Here is a 17725-nt window from a genome sequence, read left to right as displayed (position 1 = left end):
GCAGTCGAGGAGAGATAAGCCATGAAGGCTACCGACGTACGGGCAAAGACCCTCGACGAGCTCCGCACGGAGCTCGAAGGCCTCAAGAAAGAACAGTTCAACCTGCGCTTTCAGAAGGCAACGAGCCAGCTCGAAAACACTGGGCGCGTCCGGCAGATCCGCCGCGACATCGCCCGTATCCAGACGATCATGCGCGAAAAGCGCGTGGCGACCAGCGCATAAGGAGGCATGAATGCCTAAACGCGTGCTTCAGGGCGTCGTCGTCAGCAACGCTAACGACAAGACGGTCACGGTGAAGGTGGAACGTCGTTTCACCCATCCGCTGCTCAAGAAGACGGTGCGCCGGTCGAAAAAGTACCGCGCGCATGACGAAGCTAACAAGTACCAGGTTGGCGACACTGTTCAGATCGAAGAGTGCGCGCCGATTTCGAAGAATAAACGCTGGACCGTGGTCGCCTGACCACGTTCCTTGTTGAGCATCAGGCGCCCGTGGCAGGTGCGCCAGAAATAGAATAAGGCAGCCAGTCATGATTCAGATGCAAACAAACCTCGATGTGGCGGATAATTCCGGCGCCCGTCGTGTCATGTGCATCAAAGTGCTCGGCGGCTCCAAGCGTAAGTACGCTTCCGTTGGCGACATCATCGTCGTCAGCATCAAGGAAGCTATTCCGCGGGGCCGTGTTAAGAAGGGCGACGTGATGAAGGCTGTCGTCGTGCGCACGGCGAAGGATATCCGCCGTCCCGATGGCAGCGTGATCCGGTTCGACCGCAATGCGGCCGTTCTGATCAACAACAACAAGGAGCCGATCGGCACCCGTATCTTCGGGCCAGTGCCGCGCGAACTCCGTGCAAAGAACCACATGAAGATCATTTCGCTCGCGCCGGAGGTGCTCTGATGGCTGCGAAAATTAAAAAGGGCGACACGGTTGTCGTTCTCACCGGCCGTGACAAGGGCAAGACCGGTGAAGTGCTTCAGGTTCTGCCGGCCGAAAACAAGGCCCTGGTTCGCGGTGTGAACGTTGTTCGCCGCCACCAGAAGCAGACCCAGACCCAGGAAGCAGGGATCGTTTCCAAGGAAGCTCCGATCCACGTTTCCAACATCGCGATTGCCGATCCTAAGGATGGCAAGGCAACGCGCGTTGGCTTCCAGGTCAAGGAAGACGGTACGAAGGTCCGTGTGGCCAAGCGTTCGGGAGACCTGATCGATGGCTGAGACCAACAATGTGCCGCGTCTGAAGACGCATTACGATGAAGTCGTGCGCAAGCAGCTTCAGGAGAAGTTCCAGTACGCGAATCCTATGCAGATTCCGGCTCTGGAAAAGATCGTCCTGAACATCGGTGCCGGTGAAGCCGTTGCCGACTCCAAGAAGGCCCGCATTGCGGCTGAAGACCTTGCCCTGATCGCCGGCCAGAAGCCGGTCATCACCAAGGCCAAGAAGTCCATCGCGACCTTCAAGGTACGTGAAGGCATGCCGCTGGGTGCGAAGGTTACCCTGCGCCGCCAGCAGATGTTTGAATTCCTGGATCGCCTGATCACCATCGCGCTGCCGCGTGTCCGTGACTTCCGCGGTCTGAACCCGAAGAGCTTCGACGGCCGTGGCAACTACGCCATGGGCATCAAGGAGCATATCGTGTTCCCGGAAATCGAATACGACAAGGTCGACCAGATCTGGGGTATGGACGTGATCGTCTGCACCACGGCCAAGACCGATGATGAGGCGCGCGAACTGCTCCGCGCGTTCAACTTCCCGTTCACCAAGTAACTGGTAACCGGGAAAGGAACGAGGAACGACGATGGCGAAGAAGAGCGCGATCGAGAAGAACAAGCGTCGCGAGAAGCTTGTTAAGAAGTACGCAGAGAAGCGCGCTGCCCTCAAGGCTATGGCTAAGGATGAAAGCCTGAGCCTTGAAGAGCGGTTCAATGCACGTCTGAAGCTGGCCGAGCTGCCGCGGAACTCCGCGCCGAACCGGATCCGGAACCGCTGTGAAGTGACCGGCCGTCCGCGCGCTTATTACCGCAAGCTGAAGATGTCGCGTATTGCGCTTCGCGAGCTGGGCTCCCTGGGTAAGATCCCGGGCCTGGTCAAGTCGAGCTGGTAAGGAGAAACTCCCATGGCAATTTCCGATCCGTTGGGGGATCTGCTGACCCGTATCCGCAACGCTCAGATGCGGCGCAAGGGCAAGGTCAGTTCACCACATTCCAAATTGCGCGCACATGTACTTGATGTGCTCGCCAAGGAAGGGTACATCCGTGGCTACACCACGGTTGAATACGAGGGCGGTAAGTCCGAGTTGGAAATCGAACTGAAGTATTTCGACGGTGAACCGGTTATCCGCACGATTGAGCGGGTATCTAAGCCGGGCCGCCGCGTGTACTCGTCGGTGAAAAATATCCCGCATGTCTCTAATGGCCTGGGCGTGGCGATTCTTTCGACCCCGCGCGGCGTCATGAGCGACCATCAGGCGCGGGAAGAGAATGTTGGCGGTGAGGTTCTGTGCCGCGTCTTCTGACGCGGCCTTTTCCACACTTTTTTTAATGAACGACTAAGGTTGGTCAGATGTCTCGTATTGGCAAAAAGCCAGTCCCCGTGCCTAGCGGGGTAACGGCAACGATCAACGGTCAGAACGTTTCGGTTAAGGGCCCGAAGGGTGAACTCTCCCTCGTGCTCAACGACAACGTTCAGGCCGAAGTGACAGAGAGCGGAATCAAGATCGATCCGCGCGGCAATAGCAAGACGGCTCGCTCCATGTGGGGCATGAGCCGTACGATGGTGCAGAACCTGGTCACTGGCGTGAGCGCCGGCTTCGAACGGAAGCTGGAGATCACCGGTGTGGGTTATCGTGCACAGGTTCAGGGCAGCAATCTTCAGCTTGCGCTCGGCTTTTCCCACGATGTGCTCTATCCGATCCCTGCAGGCATTGAAATCAAGTGCCCGAAGCCGACGGAGATCCTGATCTCCGGCATCGATAAGCAGGTTATCGGTCAGATCGCGGCGGAGATCCGCGAATTCCGCTCGCCGGAACCCTATAAGGGCAAGGGCGTACGTTATGCGGGCGAATTTATCGTCCGTAAGGAAGGCAAGAAGAAGTAACGGACCTGGATCATGGCGAATAGCACTACTGCTTTCGAACGCCGCCGCGATCGCGTGCGCCGTTCGATCAAGAAGGCCGCGAACGGACGTCCGCGCCTTTCCATCTTCCGCTCGTCGAAGCAGATCTACGCTCAGATCATCGACGACGGTAAGGGACACACCATTGTCTCCGCCTCTACGATCGAGACGGATCTGAAGGGCTCCCTGAAGACGGGCGCCGACACTGCAGCAGCTGCTGCTGTCGGCAAACTTGTCGCCGAGCGTGCGCTGGCCGCAGGCGTCAAGGAGGTCGTGTTCGACCGTGGCGGGTACCAGTATCATGGGCGCGTTAAGGCGCTCGCTGATGCGGCCCGCGAAGGTGGACTTGAATTCTGACCAGCGCCCGTTGGCGCTCTTAAGAACGGAAGACGTATAAAATGGCGAGACAGGATAATCGCGAACGCGAAGAGCGTGACAGCGAATTCGTCGACAAGCTCGTGCACATCAACCGCGTCGCAAAGGTGGTCAAGGGTGGCCGTCGTTTCGGCTTCGCCGCGCTCGTCGTGGTTGGTGATCAGAAGGGCCGCGTAGGCTTCGGCCACGGCAAGGCACGTGAAGTTCCCGAGGCAATCCGCAAGGCAACGGAAGCAGCAAAGCGCACCATGGTTCGCGTGCCGCTTCGCGAAGGCCGGACCCTGCATCACGATGTTGAAGGCCGTCACGGCGCTGGCAAGGTGATCCTTCGCGCAGCTCCGGCAGGTACCGGTATCATCGCCGGCGGCCCGATGCGCGCTGTGTTCGAAACCCTTGGGGTTCAGGACGTTGTGGCCAAGTCTCTCGGGTCTTCGAACCCGTACAACATGGTCCGTGCAACGTTTGATGCACTGATCAAGGAAGACAGCCCGCGCTCGGTCGCAGCACGCCGTGGCCTCAAGGTCTCGGTCCTGCAGTCGCGCCGTCGTGATAACGAAGATGCGGTTCCGGCCGCTGCCGAGGCTTGATCTCGGCAGCTCCGGCTACCAGTTGAACGAGGGTTAGTTCCATGGCGAACACTGAAAAGACCGTAACGGTCGAACAGATCGGTAGCCCGTCGCGCCGTCCGCAGGACCAGCGCGCTACGCTTATCGGTCTGGGTCTGAACAAGATGCACCGCCGCTCCACGCTGAAGGATACTCCTGAAGTGCGCGGCATGATCAATAAGGTCCAGCATCTCGTCCGCGTCGTCGAAGGCGCATAAGCGGGATCGGGAGAAACAAGATGAAGCTCAACGAACTTCGTGACAACGAAGGTGCCGTAAAGAGCCGCACCCGCGTTGCTCGCGGTATCGGTTCCGGCAAGGGCAAGACCGGTGGTCGCGGCGTGAAGGGTCAGAAGTCCCGTTCCGGCGTTGCCATCAAGGGCTTTGAAGGCGGTCAGATGCCGCTTCACCGCCGTCTGCCGAAGCGTGGTTTCACGAACATCTTCGCCAAGGATTACAACATTGTATCCCTGGCACGTGTTCAGGAAGGTATCGACGCAGGCAAGCTCGATGCATCCGCACCGGTCACTGTCGAAGCCCTCAAGGCTGCCGGCATTGTCAAGCGGATCCGCGATGGTGTCCGTCTCCTCGCCGATGGTGCCCTGAAGGGCGCAGTCTCCTTTGAAGTCGCAGGCGCCTCCAAGGCTGCCATTGATGCGGTTGAAAAGGCTGGCGGCAAGGTTGTCGTTCTGGGAGCTCAGGCCGAATAGGCCTGGGCTTTTCCCATTTGTCGGTAAAGAAACGACCGGAGTAGGGCATGGCTTCCGCCGCCGAACAATTGGCGTCAAATCTCAATTTCTCGGCTTTCGCCAAAGCTGAAGAACTCAAGAAGCGCATCTGGTTCACACTGGGGGCGCTTTTGGTTTATCGTCTTGGGACTTACATCCCGCTGCCGGGTATCAACCCGGAAGCGTTTGCCCAGGCTTTCAACAGTGCCCAGTCCGGCATTCTCGGCATGTTCAACATGTTTGCCGGCGGTGCCGTCCAGCGCATGGCGATCTTCGCCCTCGGCATCATGCCGTATATTTCGGCGTCCATCATCATGCAGCTCATGACGACGGTTGTTCCGTCGCTTGAGTCGCTGAAGAAGGATGGCGAGCGCGGCCGCAAGGTCATCAACCAGTACACCCGCTATGGCACGGTCATCCTGGCCACATTCCAGGCCTATGGCATTGCCGTCGGTCTTGAAGGTGCGACCAATGTCGTGACCGATCCGGGCTGGTTCTTCCGCATTTCCACGGTCATCACGCTGCTCGGCGGCACGATGTTCATGATGTGGCTGGGTGAGCAGATCACTTCGCGCGGCATTGGCAACGGCATTTCGCTGATCATCTTCGCTGGTATCGTCGCCGGTCTTCCGACCGCAGTCGTGTCCACGCTCGAGCTGGGCCGCCAGGGCGCCCTGGCCGGCTGGATCATTCTGCTTGTCGTGGTTCTGGCGGTCGTCGTCATCGGCGTGATCGTGTTCATGGAACGCGCACAGCGCCGGCTGCTGATTCAGTATCCGAAGCGTCAGATGGGCAACCGGATGTTCGAGGGCAATTCCTCGTTCCTGCCGCTGAAGCTCAACACGGCTGGCGTGATTCCCCCGATTTTCGCATCGTCTCTGCTGCTGGTTCCGGCGACCATTTCTGGTTTTGCTGGCACTGCTGGCAATGAGTGGGTCACGACCATTACCGCGCTGCTCGGCCATGGCCAGCCGCTGTACATGGTGGCCTATGCCGCGATGATCGTGTTCTTCTGCTTCTTCTATACGGCGATCGTCTTCAACCCGACAGAAACAGCCGACAATCTGAAGAAGCACGGTGGCTTCATTCCGGGCATCCGTCCGGGTGAGCGTACGGCTCAGTACATCGACTATGTGCTGACTCGCATCACTGTCGTCGGCGCGATCTACATCACTCTTGTTTGCCTATTACCCGAATTCCTTATTTCGGCGACTGGCGTTCCGTTCTATTTCGGTGGAACGTCACTGCTGATCGTTGTCAGCGTCACCATGGATACGGTTTCCCAGATCCAGGGGCACTTGCTGGCGCATCAGTATGAAGGTCTGGTCAAGAAGGCAAAACTGAGGGGGAAGCGTAGATGAGACTGATTCTGGTCGGACCGCCGGGCGCGGGGAAGGGCACTCAGGCAGCTCGGCTTGTCGCGAAATACGGCATTCCGCAGCTTTCCACGGGTGACATGTTGCGCGCCGCCGTGGCAGCTGAAACTCCGGTCGGTCTTCAGGCCAAGGCCGTGATGGATGCAGGCGGGCTCGTTTCCGACGAGATCGTCGTTGGCATCATCCGGGACCGGATTGCGGAAGCGGACGCCCAGAAGGGTTTCATTCTGGACGGCTTCCCGCGGACTCTGGCCCAGGCAGACAGCCTGGCCCAGATGCTGTCGGAGAACGGTGTCAAGCTGGATGCCGTGATTGAACTTCGCGTTGATCAGTCCAAGCTCGTCAACCGCATCATCAACCGTGCAGAAGAGGCAAAGGCCGCAGGTCAGCCGGTTCGCAAGGATGATGATCCGGAAGTCTTCAAGCAGCGCCTTGAAGCCTATAACCGCGATACTGCGGTGGTCATCCCTTACTACGAGAAGAATGGTCTTCTTACCGTAATTGATGGCATGCAGCCGATTGATGCAGTGACCGCCGATCTGGGCGCTGTTCTTTCTAAGCTTGACGAAAAGGTTTAGAGCCGTTAAAGGACGCGCTCTAATCCAAAGGATTATGTGCCGGTCCCATAATTCATGGGTCCGGCACATTCTGTGCTGGGCATAGCTCGCACTTAGCTCCCGCATGGGCCGGGCTCCACCGGACGCGGGTAATTTAAACCGTGCGGCCAAAAGGCCGCTGACAATGGAGACCAACGTGGCACGTATTGCTGGCGTTAACATCCCGACCGCAAAGCGCGTAGTCATCGCGCTTCAGTACATTCACGGCATTGGCCCGAAGTTCGCGCAAGAAATCATCGAAAAGGTGAATATTGCGCCGGAACGCCGCGTCAACGAACTGTCGGACGCAGAAGTGCTTTCGATTCGTGAAACCATCGACCGCGACTACCTCGTGGAAGGTGACCTGCGTCGCGAAACCGCAATGAACATCAAGCGTCTGATGGACCTTGGCTGCTACCGCGGCCTGCGTCATCGCCGTGGCCTGCCGGTTCGCGGTCAGCGGACGCACACGAATGCTCGTACCCGCAAGGGTCCGGCAAAGCCGATCGCTGGCAAGAAGAAGTAAGACCTCCGCGATTGGTGGTGGAGCTGCCGGTCTTACGGCAGTGCAGAGATCAAGTTAAGGAATTAAAATGGCAAAAGACACAACGCGCGTGCGTCGCCGCGAGCGCAAGAACATTTCTTCCGGCGTGGCACATGTGAACTCCACGTTCAACAACACCATGATCACGATTACGGACGCTCAGGGCAACACCATCTCCTGGTCTTCCGCTGGCGCACTGGGTTTCAAGGGCTCCCGTAAGTCCACCCCGTATGCTGCTCAGGTTGCTGCTGAAGATGCTGGCAAGAAGGCTGCCGAACACGGCATGCGCACCCTGGAAGTTGAAGTTCGTGGTCCGGGTTCGGGCCGTGAATCTGCTCTGCGCGCTCTGCAGGCTGCCGGCTTCCTGATCACGTCCATCCGTGACGTGACGCCGATCCCGCACAACGGGTGCCGTCCGCGCAAGCGTCGCCGCGTCTAAGGCTTGCTCGTCTTAGATATCTGTTTCTCCAATGGCAAAGAATAGTCTGGCGATTCAGTCAGGCGGGATAGCCGAGGGGCGTAAACGTGACCATTCAAAAGAACTGGCAAGAACTCATCAAGCCGACCAAGCTGGAAGTGAAGCAGGGTGAAGACCCGCGTTTCACGGCAACGGTGATCGCCGAGCCTCTGGAACGGGGCTACGGTCTGACGCTCGGCAACGCTCTGCGCCGCATCCTGCTGTCGTCCCTTCAGGGCGCAGCTGTGACCGCGGTCCAGATCGATGGTGTCCTGCACGAGTTCTCGTCCATTCCTGGCGTTCGTGAAGATGTCACCGACATCATCCTGAACATCAAGGAAATCGCCATCCGTATGGAAGGTGAAGGCCCGAAGCGCATGGTTGTGCGCAAGCAGGGTCCGGGCGTAGTGACTGCAGGCGACATTCAGACGGTCGGCGACGTGGAAGTGCTCAATCCGGAGCTGGTGCTTTGCACGCTGGATGAAGGCGCGGAAATCCGCATGGAGTTCACTGTCAACACGGGTAAGGGCTATCACGCATCCGACCGGAATCGTCCGGAAGATGCACCGATTGGCCTCATTCCGGTCGACAGCCTCTACTCTCCGGTCAAGAAGGTGTCCTACAAGGTGGAAAACACCCGTGAAGGACAGGTTCTTGACTACGATAAGCTTACGCTGACCGTCGAGACCGACGGTTCGGTGAAGCCGGATGACGCTGTTGCCTATGCTGCGCGCATCCTCCAGGACCAGCTGTCCATCTTCGTCAACTTCGAAGAGCCGCAGCGGGAAGTCGCCGAAGATTCCGTACCGGAACTGGCGTTCAACCCGGCACTGCTCAAGAAGGTCGACGAGCTGGAGCTGTCCGTCCGTTCGGCCAACTGCCTGAAGAACGACAATATCGTGTATATTGGCGATCTCATTCAGAAGACCGAAGCGGAAATGCTGCGCACGCCGAATTTCGGCCGCAAGTCGCTCAACGAGATCAAGGAAGTTCTCGCACAGATGGGTCTGCATCTGGGCATGGAAGTGGCCAACTGGCCGCCGGAGAACATCGAAGATCTCGCCAAGCGCTACGAAGACCATCAGTATTAAGGGACGTCCGCGTCCCTTCAGGATCAACCGGACGGAGGCTTAAGCCTTACCGGCCGATATACAAAGGAGAGGGCCATGCGCCACGGAACTTCCGGCCGCAAGCTCAACCGGACCTCTAGCCACCGCAAGGCTATGTTCGCAAACATGGCAGCGTCGCTGATCAAGCACGAGCAGATCGTCACGACCCTGCCTAAGGCAAAAGAAATGAAGCCGATCATTGACAAGCTCATCACGCTTGGCAAGCGCGGCGACCTCCATGCACGTCGTCAGGCGATCGCCCAGATCCGTGACGTCGCCATGGTCAAGAAGCTGTTCGACACTCTCGGCGAGCGTTACAAGGACCGTCAGGGTGGCTACAGCCGCGTTCTGAAGGCTGGCTTCCGCTACGGCGACAGTGCACCGATGGCTGTGATCGAACTGGTCGACCGCGATCCGTCCGCTCGCGGCGCTGAAGACCGCGCACGCTTCGAAGCCGAGCAGGCTGCTGAAGCTGCTGCCTGATACGGTTTGACCGTTTCAAGCTTTGAGAAGGCGGGCCTTTGGCCCGCCTTTTTCTATTTCCGCTATCTGATATGTCGAATTTTACGGGCCTCGCGAGAAATATCAGGGTCTCACGCGGAATGATTGCGCTAAGTCCCAAGGAATTATCGATATTTTAATGACCGGGACTCATGCTTCAGCCGTTGTTGATACATCGGGGGAAATGTGATGTCGGTTGGGGTGGATACCGTTTCGCGCAAGCGGAACAGGGTATTGAAGTTGTCTGTTGTCGTGCCAGCGCTCATGGTCGGGGTTACCCTCGCATCCTGTATTGCAGTTGGCATTGGTGGTTACATGACAGCTCGCGATGGCATGTCGGAAGCGGCCTCCAATGAGCTTGCCATGCTCGGGAATTCCCGGAAGGCACTGTTGCAGTCCAGCCTCGACAGCCTGTCCGGCGATCTGTCGTCCATCGCCTCCGGTGCTGCGGCCACGCTCGCATTCAACGAGATGAATGCATCCCTCGTGAATCTTGAGACGGACCGCGCCCAACTATCTGCTTATTTCCAGCCGGATGGCTCTGATCCCAAGGCCCGTGCCGAGCTGACGGGTAAGGACAGCAAGACCATGTATGCCTGGCGTCACACGGACGTGCATGGCAGCTTCCATTCTGCGTGGGCCAACAGCGGTCTTGCGGATATCTATGCCATCAACACCGATGGCCGTGTGATCTATAGCGTGACCAAGTCCCCGGACTTCCTGGAGCTTGTGACGGAAGGTCCGCTGCAGGATCAGGGCATTGGCAAGATCTTCCAGGAAGCGCTTGCAGCGGAGAAGGGCACGCAGGTTCACACCAGCTTCGCACCTTATTCCGCAGCTGGCAGCCGTCCTTCCATGTTTGTCGCTCAACCGGCGTTTATTACCAAATTCTCTGGTGAGGAACTGGCCGGCGTGATCGTTGTTCGTATTGAGCCGGACTATCTCGAAAGGATCACCAACGACCGCGAGGGTCTTGGCGAGACCGGCCAGGTCTATCTGGTGAATTCCGATGAGACCCTGATCACCAATCAGCCCCTGTCTTCCGAGCCGACCGCGCTTGTTAAGAGCGTCAGCAATGAAGTTGTCGACAAGGCAGTTTCCGGAACCGAAGCGTCTGGCATCGTCACCGGTGCTGATGGTGTCGACCGCATGATGGTCGCAACGCCGCTTTCCTTCCGCGGCACCAACTGGGCCATCGTTGCCGAGCGCTCTGCAGAAGAAACGCTCGCGAGCGTGACCTCCATGCGCAACTCCATGCTGCTGATCACGCTTGTTACGGTTCTGATTGCAGCTGTCATCGCATTGTTCTTCTCCCGGTCCATCACCCGTCCGCTGAATGCTCTGGTGAAGGCACTGGAAGCCATTGCCTCCGGCAACACGACTGCGGAAATTGCAGCTGCCAAGCGCGGTGACGAAATCGGCGACATTGGTCATGCGGTTCTGATGATCCGGCAGAATGCTGTCGAGGAGCAGGAGCGCCGCGCCGAGGAAGATGCCCGCAATGCCCGCAGCGCCGCGGAACAGCGGCAGGAAATGCTCGGTCATCTGGCCGCAGAATTCGAGGACTCGGTCGGCCGCGTTGTCGACAGCGTTGCCCAGTCGGTCAACAGTCTTCGCGGATCTGCGGAAGAGATGCGTCACATGATGAGCGTATCGGGTGAGTCGTCCACTCGTGCTGCTCAGGTTTCTGCGGACGCCATGAACGAAGTGCAGTCCATCGCGACCGCCTCCGATCAGCTCTCCAGCTCCATTCAGGAAATCTCGTCCCTGATCGAGCGTTCCTCGAGCGTTGCCCAGACAGCGACAGCCCGTGCCCAGTCGACCAACGACACCGTTCGGTCTCTGGCTGAAGCTGCGAACCGGATCGGTGAAGTGGTGACCCTGATCAGCGACATTGCCGATCAGACCAACCTTCTCGCCCTGAACGCCACCATTGAGGCGGCCCGTGCAGGGGAGGCAGGCCGCGGCTTCGCGGTTGTGGCTTCCGAAGTGAAGGAACTTGCCTCCCAGACGGGCAAGGCCACCGGCGAAATCCAGCAGCAGATCGATGCGATCCGTCATGCAACGGATGAAGCGGTGTCCGCGATCGGCGACATTCAGGAAACGATCAACGAAATCAGCCACTCGGTGACGGAAGTGTCCGCTGCCGTGACCGAGCAGAGCTTCGCGACCCGCGGCATTGCGGAAAACACCCAGCGCGCAGCTGTCGGCACCTCCAAGGTTTCCGACGACATTTCCAGCGTGCTGGAGATTTCCGGCAAGACCAGCGAAGCTGCGATGATGTTTGTTGGCTCTGTCGAGGATCTTTCCGATCAGGCCAAGCACCTCGATACGGAAGTGAAGAACTTCCTTGGGCAGGTTCGCTCCGCCTGACGGATCCGCCCCCCCAACCGGATCAACGGCCGCAGGTCCCCCCTGCGGCCGTTTTTCTTTGGACTGGCATTGCCATTTTTCGTCCCTATCTGCCATGTAACTGCGATTCCGGTTTCCTGAAGGGAATCGTATCGGCGAGGGAGTAGCAGGCATGCAACGAATGAGCGCCGTCCGGACCGGGCGGAAGTTTTTGGGAGCCCTTCTGGCCGTGATGATGATGCCGGCCGTTTTCGGGGCTCCGGCGCAGGCGGCGGGCGAAGATGGCCGCCAGGTCCCGCAAAGCGCCACGGAAGTGAAACTGTCCTTTGCCCCGATTGTGAAGCGCGTCGCGCCTGCGGTGGTCAATGTCTATGCCAGCCGCAAGGTCGTCCAGCAGCAGCGGCGCATGTCTCCCTTGTTTGACGATCCGTTCTTCCGCCGGTTCTTTGGCGATCCGGGCCAGCAGCTCGGCCGCCCGCAGGAGCGGGTTCAGTCGTCTCTCGGCTCCGGCGTGATCATCTCGGCCGATGGCATCGTCATCACCAACCATCACGTGATCAAGGATGCGGATGAGGTGCGGGTCGCGCTTGCGGACAAGCGCGAGTATGACGCCGATGTGGTGCTGATGGATGAACGCACTGACCTTGCCGTGCTCAAGATCAAGGGCGATGGGCCGTTCGATTTCGTTCAGTTCGCCGATTCCGACAGCCTTCAGGTTGGCGATATCGTTCTGGCCATCGGAAATCCCTTCGGTGTCGGCCAGACCGTCACCCAGGGCATTGTCTCTGCGCTGGCGCGGACCCAGGTGGGGGTCAGCGACTATCAGTTCTTCATTCAGACCGATGCGGCCATCAACCCGGGCAACTCGGGCGGCGCATTGGTCGACATGAATGGCAATCTGGTCGGCGTGAACACGGCGATCTTCAGCCGCTCGGGCGGGTCCAACGGCATCGGTTTTGCGATCCCGGCCCATATGGTCCAGTTCATCGCTTCGGCTGCGGAAAACGGCGGCAAGGTGCAGCGCCCCTGGCTGGGTGCGACCATGCAGCTTGTCAATTCCGAAATTGCCGAAGCGCTTAATCTGGACCGCCCGCGCGGCGTAATCGTCACCAAGATCTACCCGGAGTCTCCTGCGGAGGCGGCAGGCCTCGAGATCAGTGATCTGGTGATCGCGGTCGATGGCAAGGAAGTGCTCGATCCCAACTCTTTCGGCTACCGGTTCGTGACCAAGAAGCTGGGCGAGACTGCGACCTTCACCGTGCTTCGCGATGGCAAGGAAAAGACGCTCAAGGTGAAGCTTGAGCCGGCGCCTGAAACCACACCGCGCGACACCCGTGAGCTGAAGGAATATTCCCCCTTCGAAGGCGCGACGGTGATGAACCTGTCTCCGGCGGTGGCTGATGAGCTGCGGCTTGATGACAAGTTCGAAGGTGTGGTGATCTCCTCCATTCAGCCGGGCAGCACGGCGGAACGGGTTGGCCTGCGTCCGGGAGACATCATCCGGGCGATCAACGAGGACAAGGTGGAGACCACCCGGGCTCTCGATGCCATGACCCGTCTGCATCCGCGTCTGTGGCAGCTCGACATCGAGCGCGGAGGAGAAGTCTCCCGCATGGTGCTGCGCGGCTAAGGCTCAGTCCACGAGCGGGAAGCATCCCGGCGTGCTTCGGAAATATCCGTGCCGGCGGGCGGAAGCTTCGCCGGCACCTTTGCATTTCTCTGGCAAAATCTTCTGCAATGCCTGATTTCCCCGTTTGGGCTGAGCCGGAAACATCCTAAAAGAACACCATGAGCGATTTGTTTCAGGCTTCGGGGCTGGCCGCGTCTGGCCCGCGCCCCTTGGCAGACAGGATGAGGCCGCAAAGGCTTCAGGATGTGGTGGGGCAGGAACATCTGCTCGGCCCGCAGGGAACGCTTGCGCGCATGCTCAAGACGCGCACTCTCGGCTCGTTGATCTTCTGGGGGCCTCCCGGCACCGGCAAGACAACCATCGCCCGTCTGCTTGCCCATGAAACGGATCTGGAGTTCGAGCAGATCTCCGCGATCTTTTCAGGTGTCGCGGATCTGAAGAAAGTGTTCGAGACCGCTCGTGCACGGCGCCTGTCCGGCCGGGCGACCTTGCTTTTCGTGGACGAGATCCATCGTTTCAACCGGGCCCAGCAGGACAGTTTCCTGCCGGTGATGGAAGACGGCACGATCACCCTTGTTGGCGCCACGACCGAGAACCCGTCCTTCGAGTTGAATGCCGCTCTTCTGTCGCGGTCCCACGTCATGACCTTCCATTCGCTTCACAACGAAGCGCTGCACCTGCTTTTGACGCGGGCAGAGGACATGGAAGAGCGTCCCTTGCCGCTCGATGCAGAGGCACGGCAGGTCTTGGTGCGCATGGCAGATGGCGATGGCCGCTCCGCCCTGACCCTTGCAGAGGATGTCTGGCGCGCGGCCGGGGAGGGGGAAGTTTTTGATGCGGAGCGCCTGCAGGAGATCGTCCAGCGCCGCGCCCCGATCTATGACAAGAGTGCAGACGGGCACTACAATCTCATCTCCGCCCTGCACAAGTCTGTGCGTGGCTCTGATCCGGATGCCGCGCTCTACTGGTTCTGCCGGATGCTGGATGGCGGCGAGGATCCGCTCTATCTCGCCCGCCGGCTGATCCGCATGGCGGTGGAAGACATCGGGCTTGCCGATCCCAACGCGCTGGTTCAGGCCAATGCCTCGCGCGATGCCTATCAGATGCTCGGCTCGCCGGAAGGGGAACTGGCGCTTGCGCAGACGGTTGTCTATCTGGCGACGGCGCCGAAATCCAACGGGGTCTATGTGGCCTACAAGGCGGCCAAGCGCGATGCCAAGAGCCATGGCTCCCTGCTGCCCCCCAAGCATATCCTCAATGCGCCGACCAAGCTGATGAAGTCGGAAGGCTATGGCGACGGCTACCGCTATGACCATGACGAGCCGGACGGCTTTTCCGGGCAGGACTATTTTCCGGAGGCCATGGGACGGCAAACCTATTACGATCCGCCAGAGCGCGGTTTCGAGCGGGATCTGCGCAAGCGTCTCGACTATTGGTCGAGACTGAGGAAGGAACGGAACTCATGAGAAGGCTTTCCTCGGCTGTGATTGTCCTGTGCTGCCTGACCGGCACCGCAGTGGCGGATCGCGATCCCAACCGGCCAACCGGCAAGATTGCTGCGGATCTGGGGATTGAGGAGCAGGTGTTCATTGCCTGTTTCGAACCGGTTCGTCCCGAGCCCGGCAAATATCCGAGCCGTTCGCAACAGCAGGCCAACAAGGCCTTGCTGCTGCCGTGCCTGCAGAAGGCAAATCCCCGGATCACCAACGATCTTCTGGACCAGACCATGGACCGCTACCGCCCGGAAGGCGCGTTCCGCTGAGCACGGCTTGCGGCTTCATGACCTGAGGCTGAGTTTCTCCGCCCTCGCTTGCTCCGATTGCCGACCTATATTCCAGTTCCCGGTTGCAGGGCTCCGTTAAGGGATTGGGTCTAGGCTTTCAGGTGGGAAGCAGCCCTTGGGGGGAAAGCCGGGGCAGCTCTTGGGGACAGTCGTCCATGAAGGAAATCGAACTCAGACTGGCGCTGGTCTTTTACGGCGGCGTCTCGCTGGCCATCTACATGCACGGGGTCAGCCGCGAGGTGCTCAATCTGGTCAGGGCCTCTGCCTGCCGGAGTGAGCGGATCGGCCGCAATGGTGTGGCGCCCGTCATGGAGCGCACCCCTTCGCCAACCCAGCTTGCCTATGAAGCGCTACTCGACCGGATCGGCAAGAGCCTGGATATCCGCGTCGTCGTGGATGCCATCGCCGGGGCCTCAGCCGGCGGCGTCAACGGCATCATGCTGGCCCGGGCCATTGCCCATGATTTGCCGCTTGATGCGCATACCTCCCTGTGGCTCAAGAATGCGGATGTGACTGAGCTCGCCCGGCCGCAAAACGGCCTGAAAGGGTACCTGAAGTCTGGCATCAGCCCGATGCTGGACCGGATGATCACCCGCCAGCTGAAGACAGATATCGAGGATGCGGAAACGCGTGAGAAGCTGCGGACGCTGATGCAGTCACGCTGGTTCACGCCGCCCTTTTCCGGAGAGCGGTTCAGCGGCTGGATGCTGGACGCCTGCGCGGAAATGGACCGGCATCACAAGTCCGGCGCAACGCTGATCCCGCGCAGCCAGACGCTGGATCTGTTCGTGACGCTGACGGACTATCGCGGTCAGGTGCGCCGTATCCACATTGACGATCCCGCCTATGTCGAGGAGTGGGATCACCGCCGGCTGCTGCGGTTCCATGCCAAGCATCGGGTTCCTTACTTCCTGCAGAGTGACTTTGGCCCCGATTGTGTGCCGGAACTGGTCTTTGCCGCCCGTGCCACCTCATCGTTTCCCGGCGCGTTTCCGCCCGCAACCGTCCTTGAAATGGATGAGGTGCTGGCCAGCCGCAAAGACCCCTGGCCGCATCGTCAGGATTTTATCTCCCGCAGTCTGGAGCTCAAGGAAGAGGATCTGTCGCACCGCTGCTTCGTGGATGGCAGCGTGGTGATGAACAAGCCCTTCAGTCCGGTGATCGAAACGATCCGCAACCGGCCCGCAGCAAGGGAAGTGGCGCGGCGCCTGATCTATGTGGACCCGGTTCCGGCGGCTGTGAAGGACCCGGAGGCCGCTCTGCCGCCGCTGCCTGGGTTCTTCCGCACGATCCTTGCGTCACTTGCCCATATCCCGCGCAACGAGCCGGTGGGCGATGACCTGCGCGATATCGAAGAACGCAACCGCCGTGGACGCTGGCTGGCACAGACAATCGCGGCGGCAGCTCCCGTGGTCGACAAGGCCGTGCGCAAGATTGTGCCGGGCAGGGGCAAGATCCAGCCCGAGGCCCTGACCAGATACCGCGCCAAGGCCAACAGCGCAGCTCACCGGCAGGCGGGTTATGCCTTCCTGAACTACGAGGCCTTGAAGCTTCAGGCGGTCTCGCTGCGTCTTTCCGGTTTGATGGTGGCGCTTGCCCGGAAACAGGGGCAGGATGCCCGCCAGGACGGGCTCCTGTCCTGTCTGGCAGAGTATATGTCCCGTCTTACCGAGAGCCTGGAGGATGGGCCCCCCGAAGTTGGCGATGAAGTGGTTCTGTTCCTGCGAGGTCTGGATGTGGATTTCCGGATCCGGCGGCTTCGCTTTGCCATCCGCAAGCTCAACAGCTTTTACCAGCAGGTGGCTGGGAAAGGCTATGAGGAGCGCGACCCGGGCAAGGTCGATGAGTTCAAGAGCCTGCTCTATGAGCAGATCGACAATCTGGTCCACCGCTGGGACGCTGGCTTCTATGGCAAGAGCACGGTTGATCTTGCCTCACAGCTCGCGGACGTGGAGCTGGCGGGGCCGGGCGAGAAAAGCTCGGTCATACTGGAAGGTCTGGTCGCCCAGTTGAAATCTCTCATGGGATTGCCGGATCTCGACCGGCTTCAGGATGAGCTTTTCGCCGTGAAGGGCGCGGAGCTTCTGCCCGAAGAGCTGTGGCGCGATCTCCTGCGCAGCTATGTGGGCTTTGCCTTCTATGATCTGGTGACCCTGCCGCTGCTGCAGAGCAACGATTTTTCCGAAGTGAGCGAGATCCTGATTGACCGGATCAGTCCGAAGGATGCCTGCCGCCTGAGCGGGGAGGGGTTCAGGCTGAAGGGAGCTGCGCTCAATTCCTTCGGGGCCTTCTTCAATCGCGGCTGGCGGGAGCATGATTATCTCTGGGGCCGTCTGAACGCGGCGGACCGCCTGATCAGCGTGGTTCTGTCTGCCGCCGGTCCGGGCAAGCCCGATGCTCTGGAAGAGGAGGCCCTGCGCGATCAGATCTTCAAGGCAATTCTGGAAGAAGAAGATCCCAAACTGACGGCGGACCCTGCGCTCATCCCGTCCTTGCGGGCGATGCTTCTGGTTGACAATCTTGTTGCAGCGCGGGAGGGTTGAACGTTCTATAACGTGAT

General features: G+C 59.6%; 23 protein-coding genes. All 23 read left to right on the top strand.

All coding sequences use genetic code 11. From position 1 onward, the window contains the following. Nucleotides 1-21 precede the first annotated feature (21 nt). Complete coding sequence (gene rpmC, locus BUA94_RS08640; RefSeq protein WP_073011889.1) at nt 22-222, top strand: 50S ribosomal protein L29; 201 nt, start codon at nt 22-24, stop codon at nt 220-222. A gap of 10 nt (nt 223-232) precedes the next feature. Continuing rightward, nucleotides 233-460: a 30S ribosomal protein S17 gene (gene rpsQ / locus BUA94_RS08635; RefSeq protein WP_073011886.1), complete on the top strand. Its 228-nt coding sequence runs from the start codon at nt 233-235 to the stop codon at nt 458-460. A gap of 67 nt (nt 461-527) precedes the next feature. Continuing rightward, nucleotides 528-896, top strand: coding sequence for a 50S ribosomal protein L14 (rplN, locus tag BUA94_RS08630; RefSeq protein WP_073011883.1), 369 nt, complete (start codon nt 528-530; stop codon nt 894-896). Beyond that, nucleotides 896-1213 carry a 50S ribosomal protein L24 gene (rplX, locus tag BUA94_RS08625; protein WP_073011880.1) on the top strand — a complete coding sequence of 106 codons (318 nt, stop codon included), beginning with the start codon at nt 896-898 and terminating at the stop codon, nt 1211-1213. The genes rplN and rplX overlap by 1 nt, the downstream gene beginning before the upstream one ends. Next, nucleotides 1206-1763 (top strand): 50S ribosomal protein L5, encoded by a 558-nt coding sequence (gene rplE, locus BUA94_RS08620; RefSeq protein WP_073011878.1) that lies wholly within the window; start codon nt 1206-1208, stop codon nt 1761-1763. The genes rplX and rplE overlap by 8 nt, the downstream gene beginning before the upstream one ends. A 31-nt stretch (nt 1764-1794) precedes the next feature. Beyond that, nucleotides 1795-2100: a 30S ribosomal protein S14 gene (rpsN, locus tag BUA94_RS08615; protein WP_073011875.1), complete on the top strand. Its 306-nt coding sequence runs from the start codon at nt 1795-1797 to the stop codon at nt 2098-2100. A gap of 12 nt (nt 2101-2112) precedes the next feature. Further along, on the top strand, nt 2113-2511 hold the full coding sequence (rpsH, locus tag BUA94_RS08610; RefSeq protein ID WP_073011873.1) for a 30S ribosomal protein S8: 399 nt from the start codon (nt 2113-2115) through the stop codon (nt 2509-2511). 47 nt (nt 2512-2558) lie between these two features. Then, nucleotides 2559-3092 carry a 50S ribosomal protein L6 gene (gene rplF, locus BUA94_RS08605; RefSeq protein WP_073011870.1) on the top strand — a complete coding sequence of 178 codons (534 nt, stop codon included), beginning with the start codon at nt 2559-2561 and terminating at the stop codon, nt 3090-3092. A 12-nt stretch (nt 3093-3104) separates the two neighbouring features. Continuing rightward, nucleotides 3105-3467 (top strand): 50S ribosomal protein L18, encoded by a 363-nt coding sequence (rplR, locus tag BUA94_RS08600; RefSeq protein ID WP_073011866.1) that lies wholly within the window; start codon nt 3105-3107, stop codon nt 3465-3467. 41 nt (nt 3468-3508) lie between these two features. Further along, on the top strand, nt 3509-4072 hold the full coding sequence (gene rpsE, locus BUA94_RS08595; RefSeq protein ID WP_073011863.1) for a 30S ribosomal protein S5: 564 nt from the start codon (nt 3509-3511) through the stop codon (nt 4070-4072). 41 nt (nt 4073-4113) lie between these two features. Beyond that, complete coding sequence (gene rpmD, locus BUA94_RS08590) at nt 4114-4308, top strand: 50S ribosomal protein L30 (protein ID WP_073011860.1); 195 nt, start codon at nt 4114-4116, stop codon at nt 4306-4308. A 20-nt stretch (nt 4309-4328) separates the two neighbouring features. Beyond that, a complete protein-coding gene (gene rplO / locus BUA94_RS08585; protein WP_073011858.1) occupies nt 4329-4799 on the top strand; it encodes a 50S ribosomal protein L15 in 471 nt (156 codons plus the stop codon). 47 nt (nt 4800-4846) lie between these two features. Beyond that, nucleotides 4847-6178: a preprotein translocase subunit SecY gene (gene secY / locus BUA94_RS08580; RefSeq protein WP_073011855.1), complete on the top strand. Its 1332-nt coding sequence runs from the start codon at nt 4847-4849 to the stop codon at nt 6176-6178. Continuing rightward, complete coding sequence (locus BUA94_RS08575) at nt 6175-6771, top strand: adenylate kinase (protein ID WP_073011852.1); 597 nt, start codon at nt 6175-6177, stop codon at nt 6769-6771. The genes secY and BUA94_RS08575 overlap by 4 nt, the downstream gene beginning before the upstream one ends. Before the next feature lie 175 nt (nt 6772-6946). Further along, nucleotides 6947-7315: a 30S ribosomal protein S13 gene (rpsM, locus tag BUA94_RS08570; protein WP_073013752.1), complete on the top strand. Its 369-nt coding sequence runs from the start codon at nt 6947-6949 to the stop codon at nt 7313-7315. Between the two features lie 67 nt (nt 7316-7382). Next, nucleotides 7383-7772, top strand: coding sequence for a 30S ribosomal protein S11 (gene rpsK, locus BUA94_RS08565; protein ID WP_073011849.1), 390 nt, complete (start codon nt 7383-7385; stop codon nt 7770-7772). Between the two features lie 86 nt (nt 7773-7858). Continuing rightward, on the top strand, nt 7859-8881 hold the full coding sequence (locus BUA94_RS08560) for a DNA-directed RNA polymerase subunit alpha (protein ID WP_073011847.1): 1023 nt from the start codon (nt 7859-7861) through the stop codon (nt 8879-8881). Between the two features lie 75 nt (nt 8882-8956). Further along, a complete protein-coding gene (rplQ, locus tag BUA94_RS08555) occupies nt 8957-9382 on the top strand; it encodes a 50S ribosomal protein L17 (protein ID WP_073011845.1) in 426 nt (141 codons plus the stop codon). Nucleotides 9383-9634: 252 nt separating this feature from the next. After that, nucleotides 9635-11773, top strand: a complete 2139-nt coding sequence (locus tag BUA94_RS08550; protein WP_208980029.1) for a methyl-accepting chemotaxis protein — start codon at nt 9635-9637, stop codon at nt 11771-11773. A gap of 160 nt (nt 11774-11933) precedes the next feature. Next, complete coding sequence (locus tag BUA94_RS08545; protein WP_408011940.1) at nt 11934-13382, top strand: DegQ family serine endoprotease; 1449 nt, start codon at nt 11934-11936, stop codon at nt 13380-13382. A gap of 158 nt (nt 13383-13540) precedes the next feature. Further along, the gene (locus BUA94_RS08540; RefSeq protein WP_073011840.1) at nt 13541-14848 is read left to right on the top strand and encodes a replication-associated recombination protein A; all 1308 of its coding nucleotides are present in this window, start codon (nt 13541-13543) and stop codon (nt 14846-14848) included. Beyond that, nucleotides 14845-15144, top strand: a complete 300-nt coding sequence (locus BUA94_RS08535) for a hypothetical protein (RefSeq protein WP_073011838.1) — start codon at nt 14845-14847, stop codon at nt 15142-15144. Before BUA94_RS08540 ends, BUA94_RS08535 begins: the two co-directional genes overlap by 4 nt. 176 nt (nt 15145-15320) lie before the next feature. Then, on the top strand, nt 15321-17708 hold the full coding sequence (locus BUA94_RS08530; RefSeq protein WP_073011836.1) for a patatin-like protein: 2388 nt from the start codon (nt 15321-15323) through the stop codon (nt 17706-17708). The last annotated feature ends 17 nt before the right edge of the window (nt 17709-17725 follow it).

This window comes from Roseibium suaedae (assembly GCF_900142725.1).
Lineage (GTDB): Bacteria > Pseudomonadota > Alphaproteobacteria > Rhizobiales > Stappiaceae > Roseibium > Roseibium suaedae.
The sequence above is the reverse complement of the archived record's forward strand: the minus strand, read 5'-3'. Positions and strand labels throughout refer to the sequence as shown.

Bases quoted from the DNA above. Each gene is read 5' to 3' on its own strand.
- rpmC (WP_073011889.1), top strand. From the start codon at position 22: ATGAAGGCTACCGACGTACGGGCAAAGACCCTCGACGAGCTCCGCACG.
- rpsQ (WP_073011886.1), top strand. From the start codon at position 233: ATGCCTAAACGCGTGCTTCAGGGCGTCGTCGTCAGCAACGCTAACGAC.
- rplN (WP_073011883.1), top strand. From the start codon at position 528: ATGATTCAGATGCAAACAAACCTCGATGTGGCGGATAATTCCGGCGCC.
- rplX (WP_073011880.1), top strand. From the start codon at position 896: ATGGCTGCGAAAATTAAAAAGGGCGACACGGTTGTCGTTCTCACCGGC.
- rplE (WP_073011878.1), top strand. From the start codon at position 1,206: ATGGCTGAGACCAACAATGTGCCGCGTCTGAAGACGCATTACGATGAA.
- rpsN (WP_073011875.1), top strand. From the start codon at position 1,795: ATGGCGAAGAAGAGCGCGATCGAGAAGAACAAGCGTCGCGAGAAGCTT.
- rpsH (WP_073011873.1), top strand. From the start codon at position 2,113: ATGGCAATTTCCGATCCGTTGGGGGATCTGCTGACCCGTATCCGCAAC.
- rplF (WP_073011870.1), top strand. From the start codon at position 2,559: ATGTCTCGTATTGGCAAAAAGCCAGTCCCCGTGCCTAGCGGGGTAACG.
- rplR (WP_073011866.1), top strand. From the start codon at position 3,105: ATGGCGAATAGCACTACTGCTTTCGAACGCCGCCGCGATCGCGTGCGC.
- rpsE (WP_073011863.1), top strand. From the start codon at position 3,509: ATGGCGAGACAGGATAATCGCGAACGCGAAGAGCGTGACAGCGAATTC.
- rpmD (WP_073011860.1), top strand. From the start codon at position 4,114: ATGGCGAACACTGAAAAGACCGTAACGGTCGAACAGATCGGTAGCCCG.
- rplO (WP_073011858.1), top strand. From the start codon at position 4,329: ATGAAGCTCAACGAACTTCGTGACAACGAAGGTGCCGTAAAGAGCCGC.
- secY (WP_073011855.1), top strand. From the start codon at position 4,847: ATGGCTTCCGCCGCCGAACAATTGGCGTCAAATCTCAATTTCTCGGCT.
- BUA94_RS08575 (WP_073011852.1), top strand. From the start codon at position 6,175: ATGAGACTGATTCTGGTCGGACCGCCGGGCGCGGGGAAGGGCACTCAG.
- rpsK (WP_073011849.1), top strand. From the start codon at position 7,383: ATGGCAAAAGACACAACGCGCGTGCGTCGCCGCGAGCGCAAGAACATT.
- rplQ (WP_073011845.1), top strand. From the start codon at position 8,957: ATGCGCCACGGAACTTCCGGCCGCAAGCTCAACCGGACCTCTAGCCAC.
- BUA94_RS08545 (WP_408011940.1), top strand. From the start codon at position 11,934: ATGAGCGCCGTCCGGACCGGGCGGAAGTTTTTGGGAGCCCTTCTGGCC.
- BUA94_RS08540 (WP_073011840.1), top strand. From the start codon at position 13,541: ATGAGCGATTTGTTTCAGGCTTCGGGGCTGGCCGCGTCTGGCCCGCGC.
- BUA94_RS08535 (WP_073011838.1), top strand. From the start codon at position 14,845: ATGAGAAGGCTTTCCTCGGCTGTGATTGTCCTGTGCTGCCTGACCGGC.
- BUA94_RS08530 (WP_073011836.1), top strand. From the start codon at position 15,321: ATGAAGGAAATCGAACTCAGACTGGCGCTGGTCTTTTACGGCGGCGTC.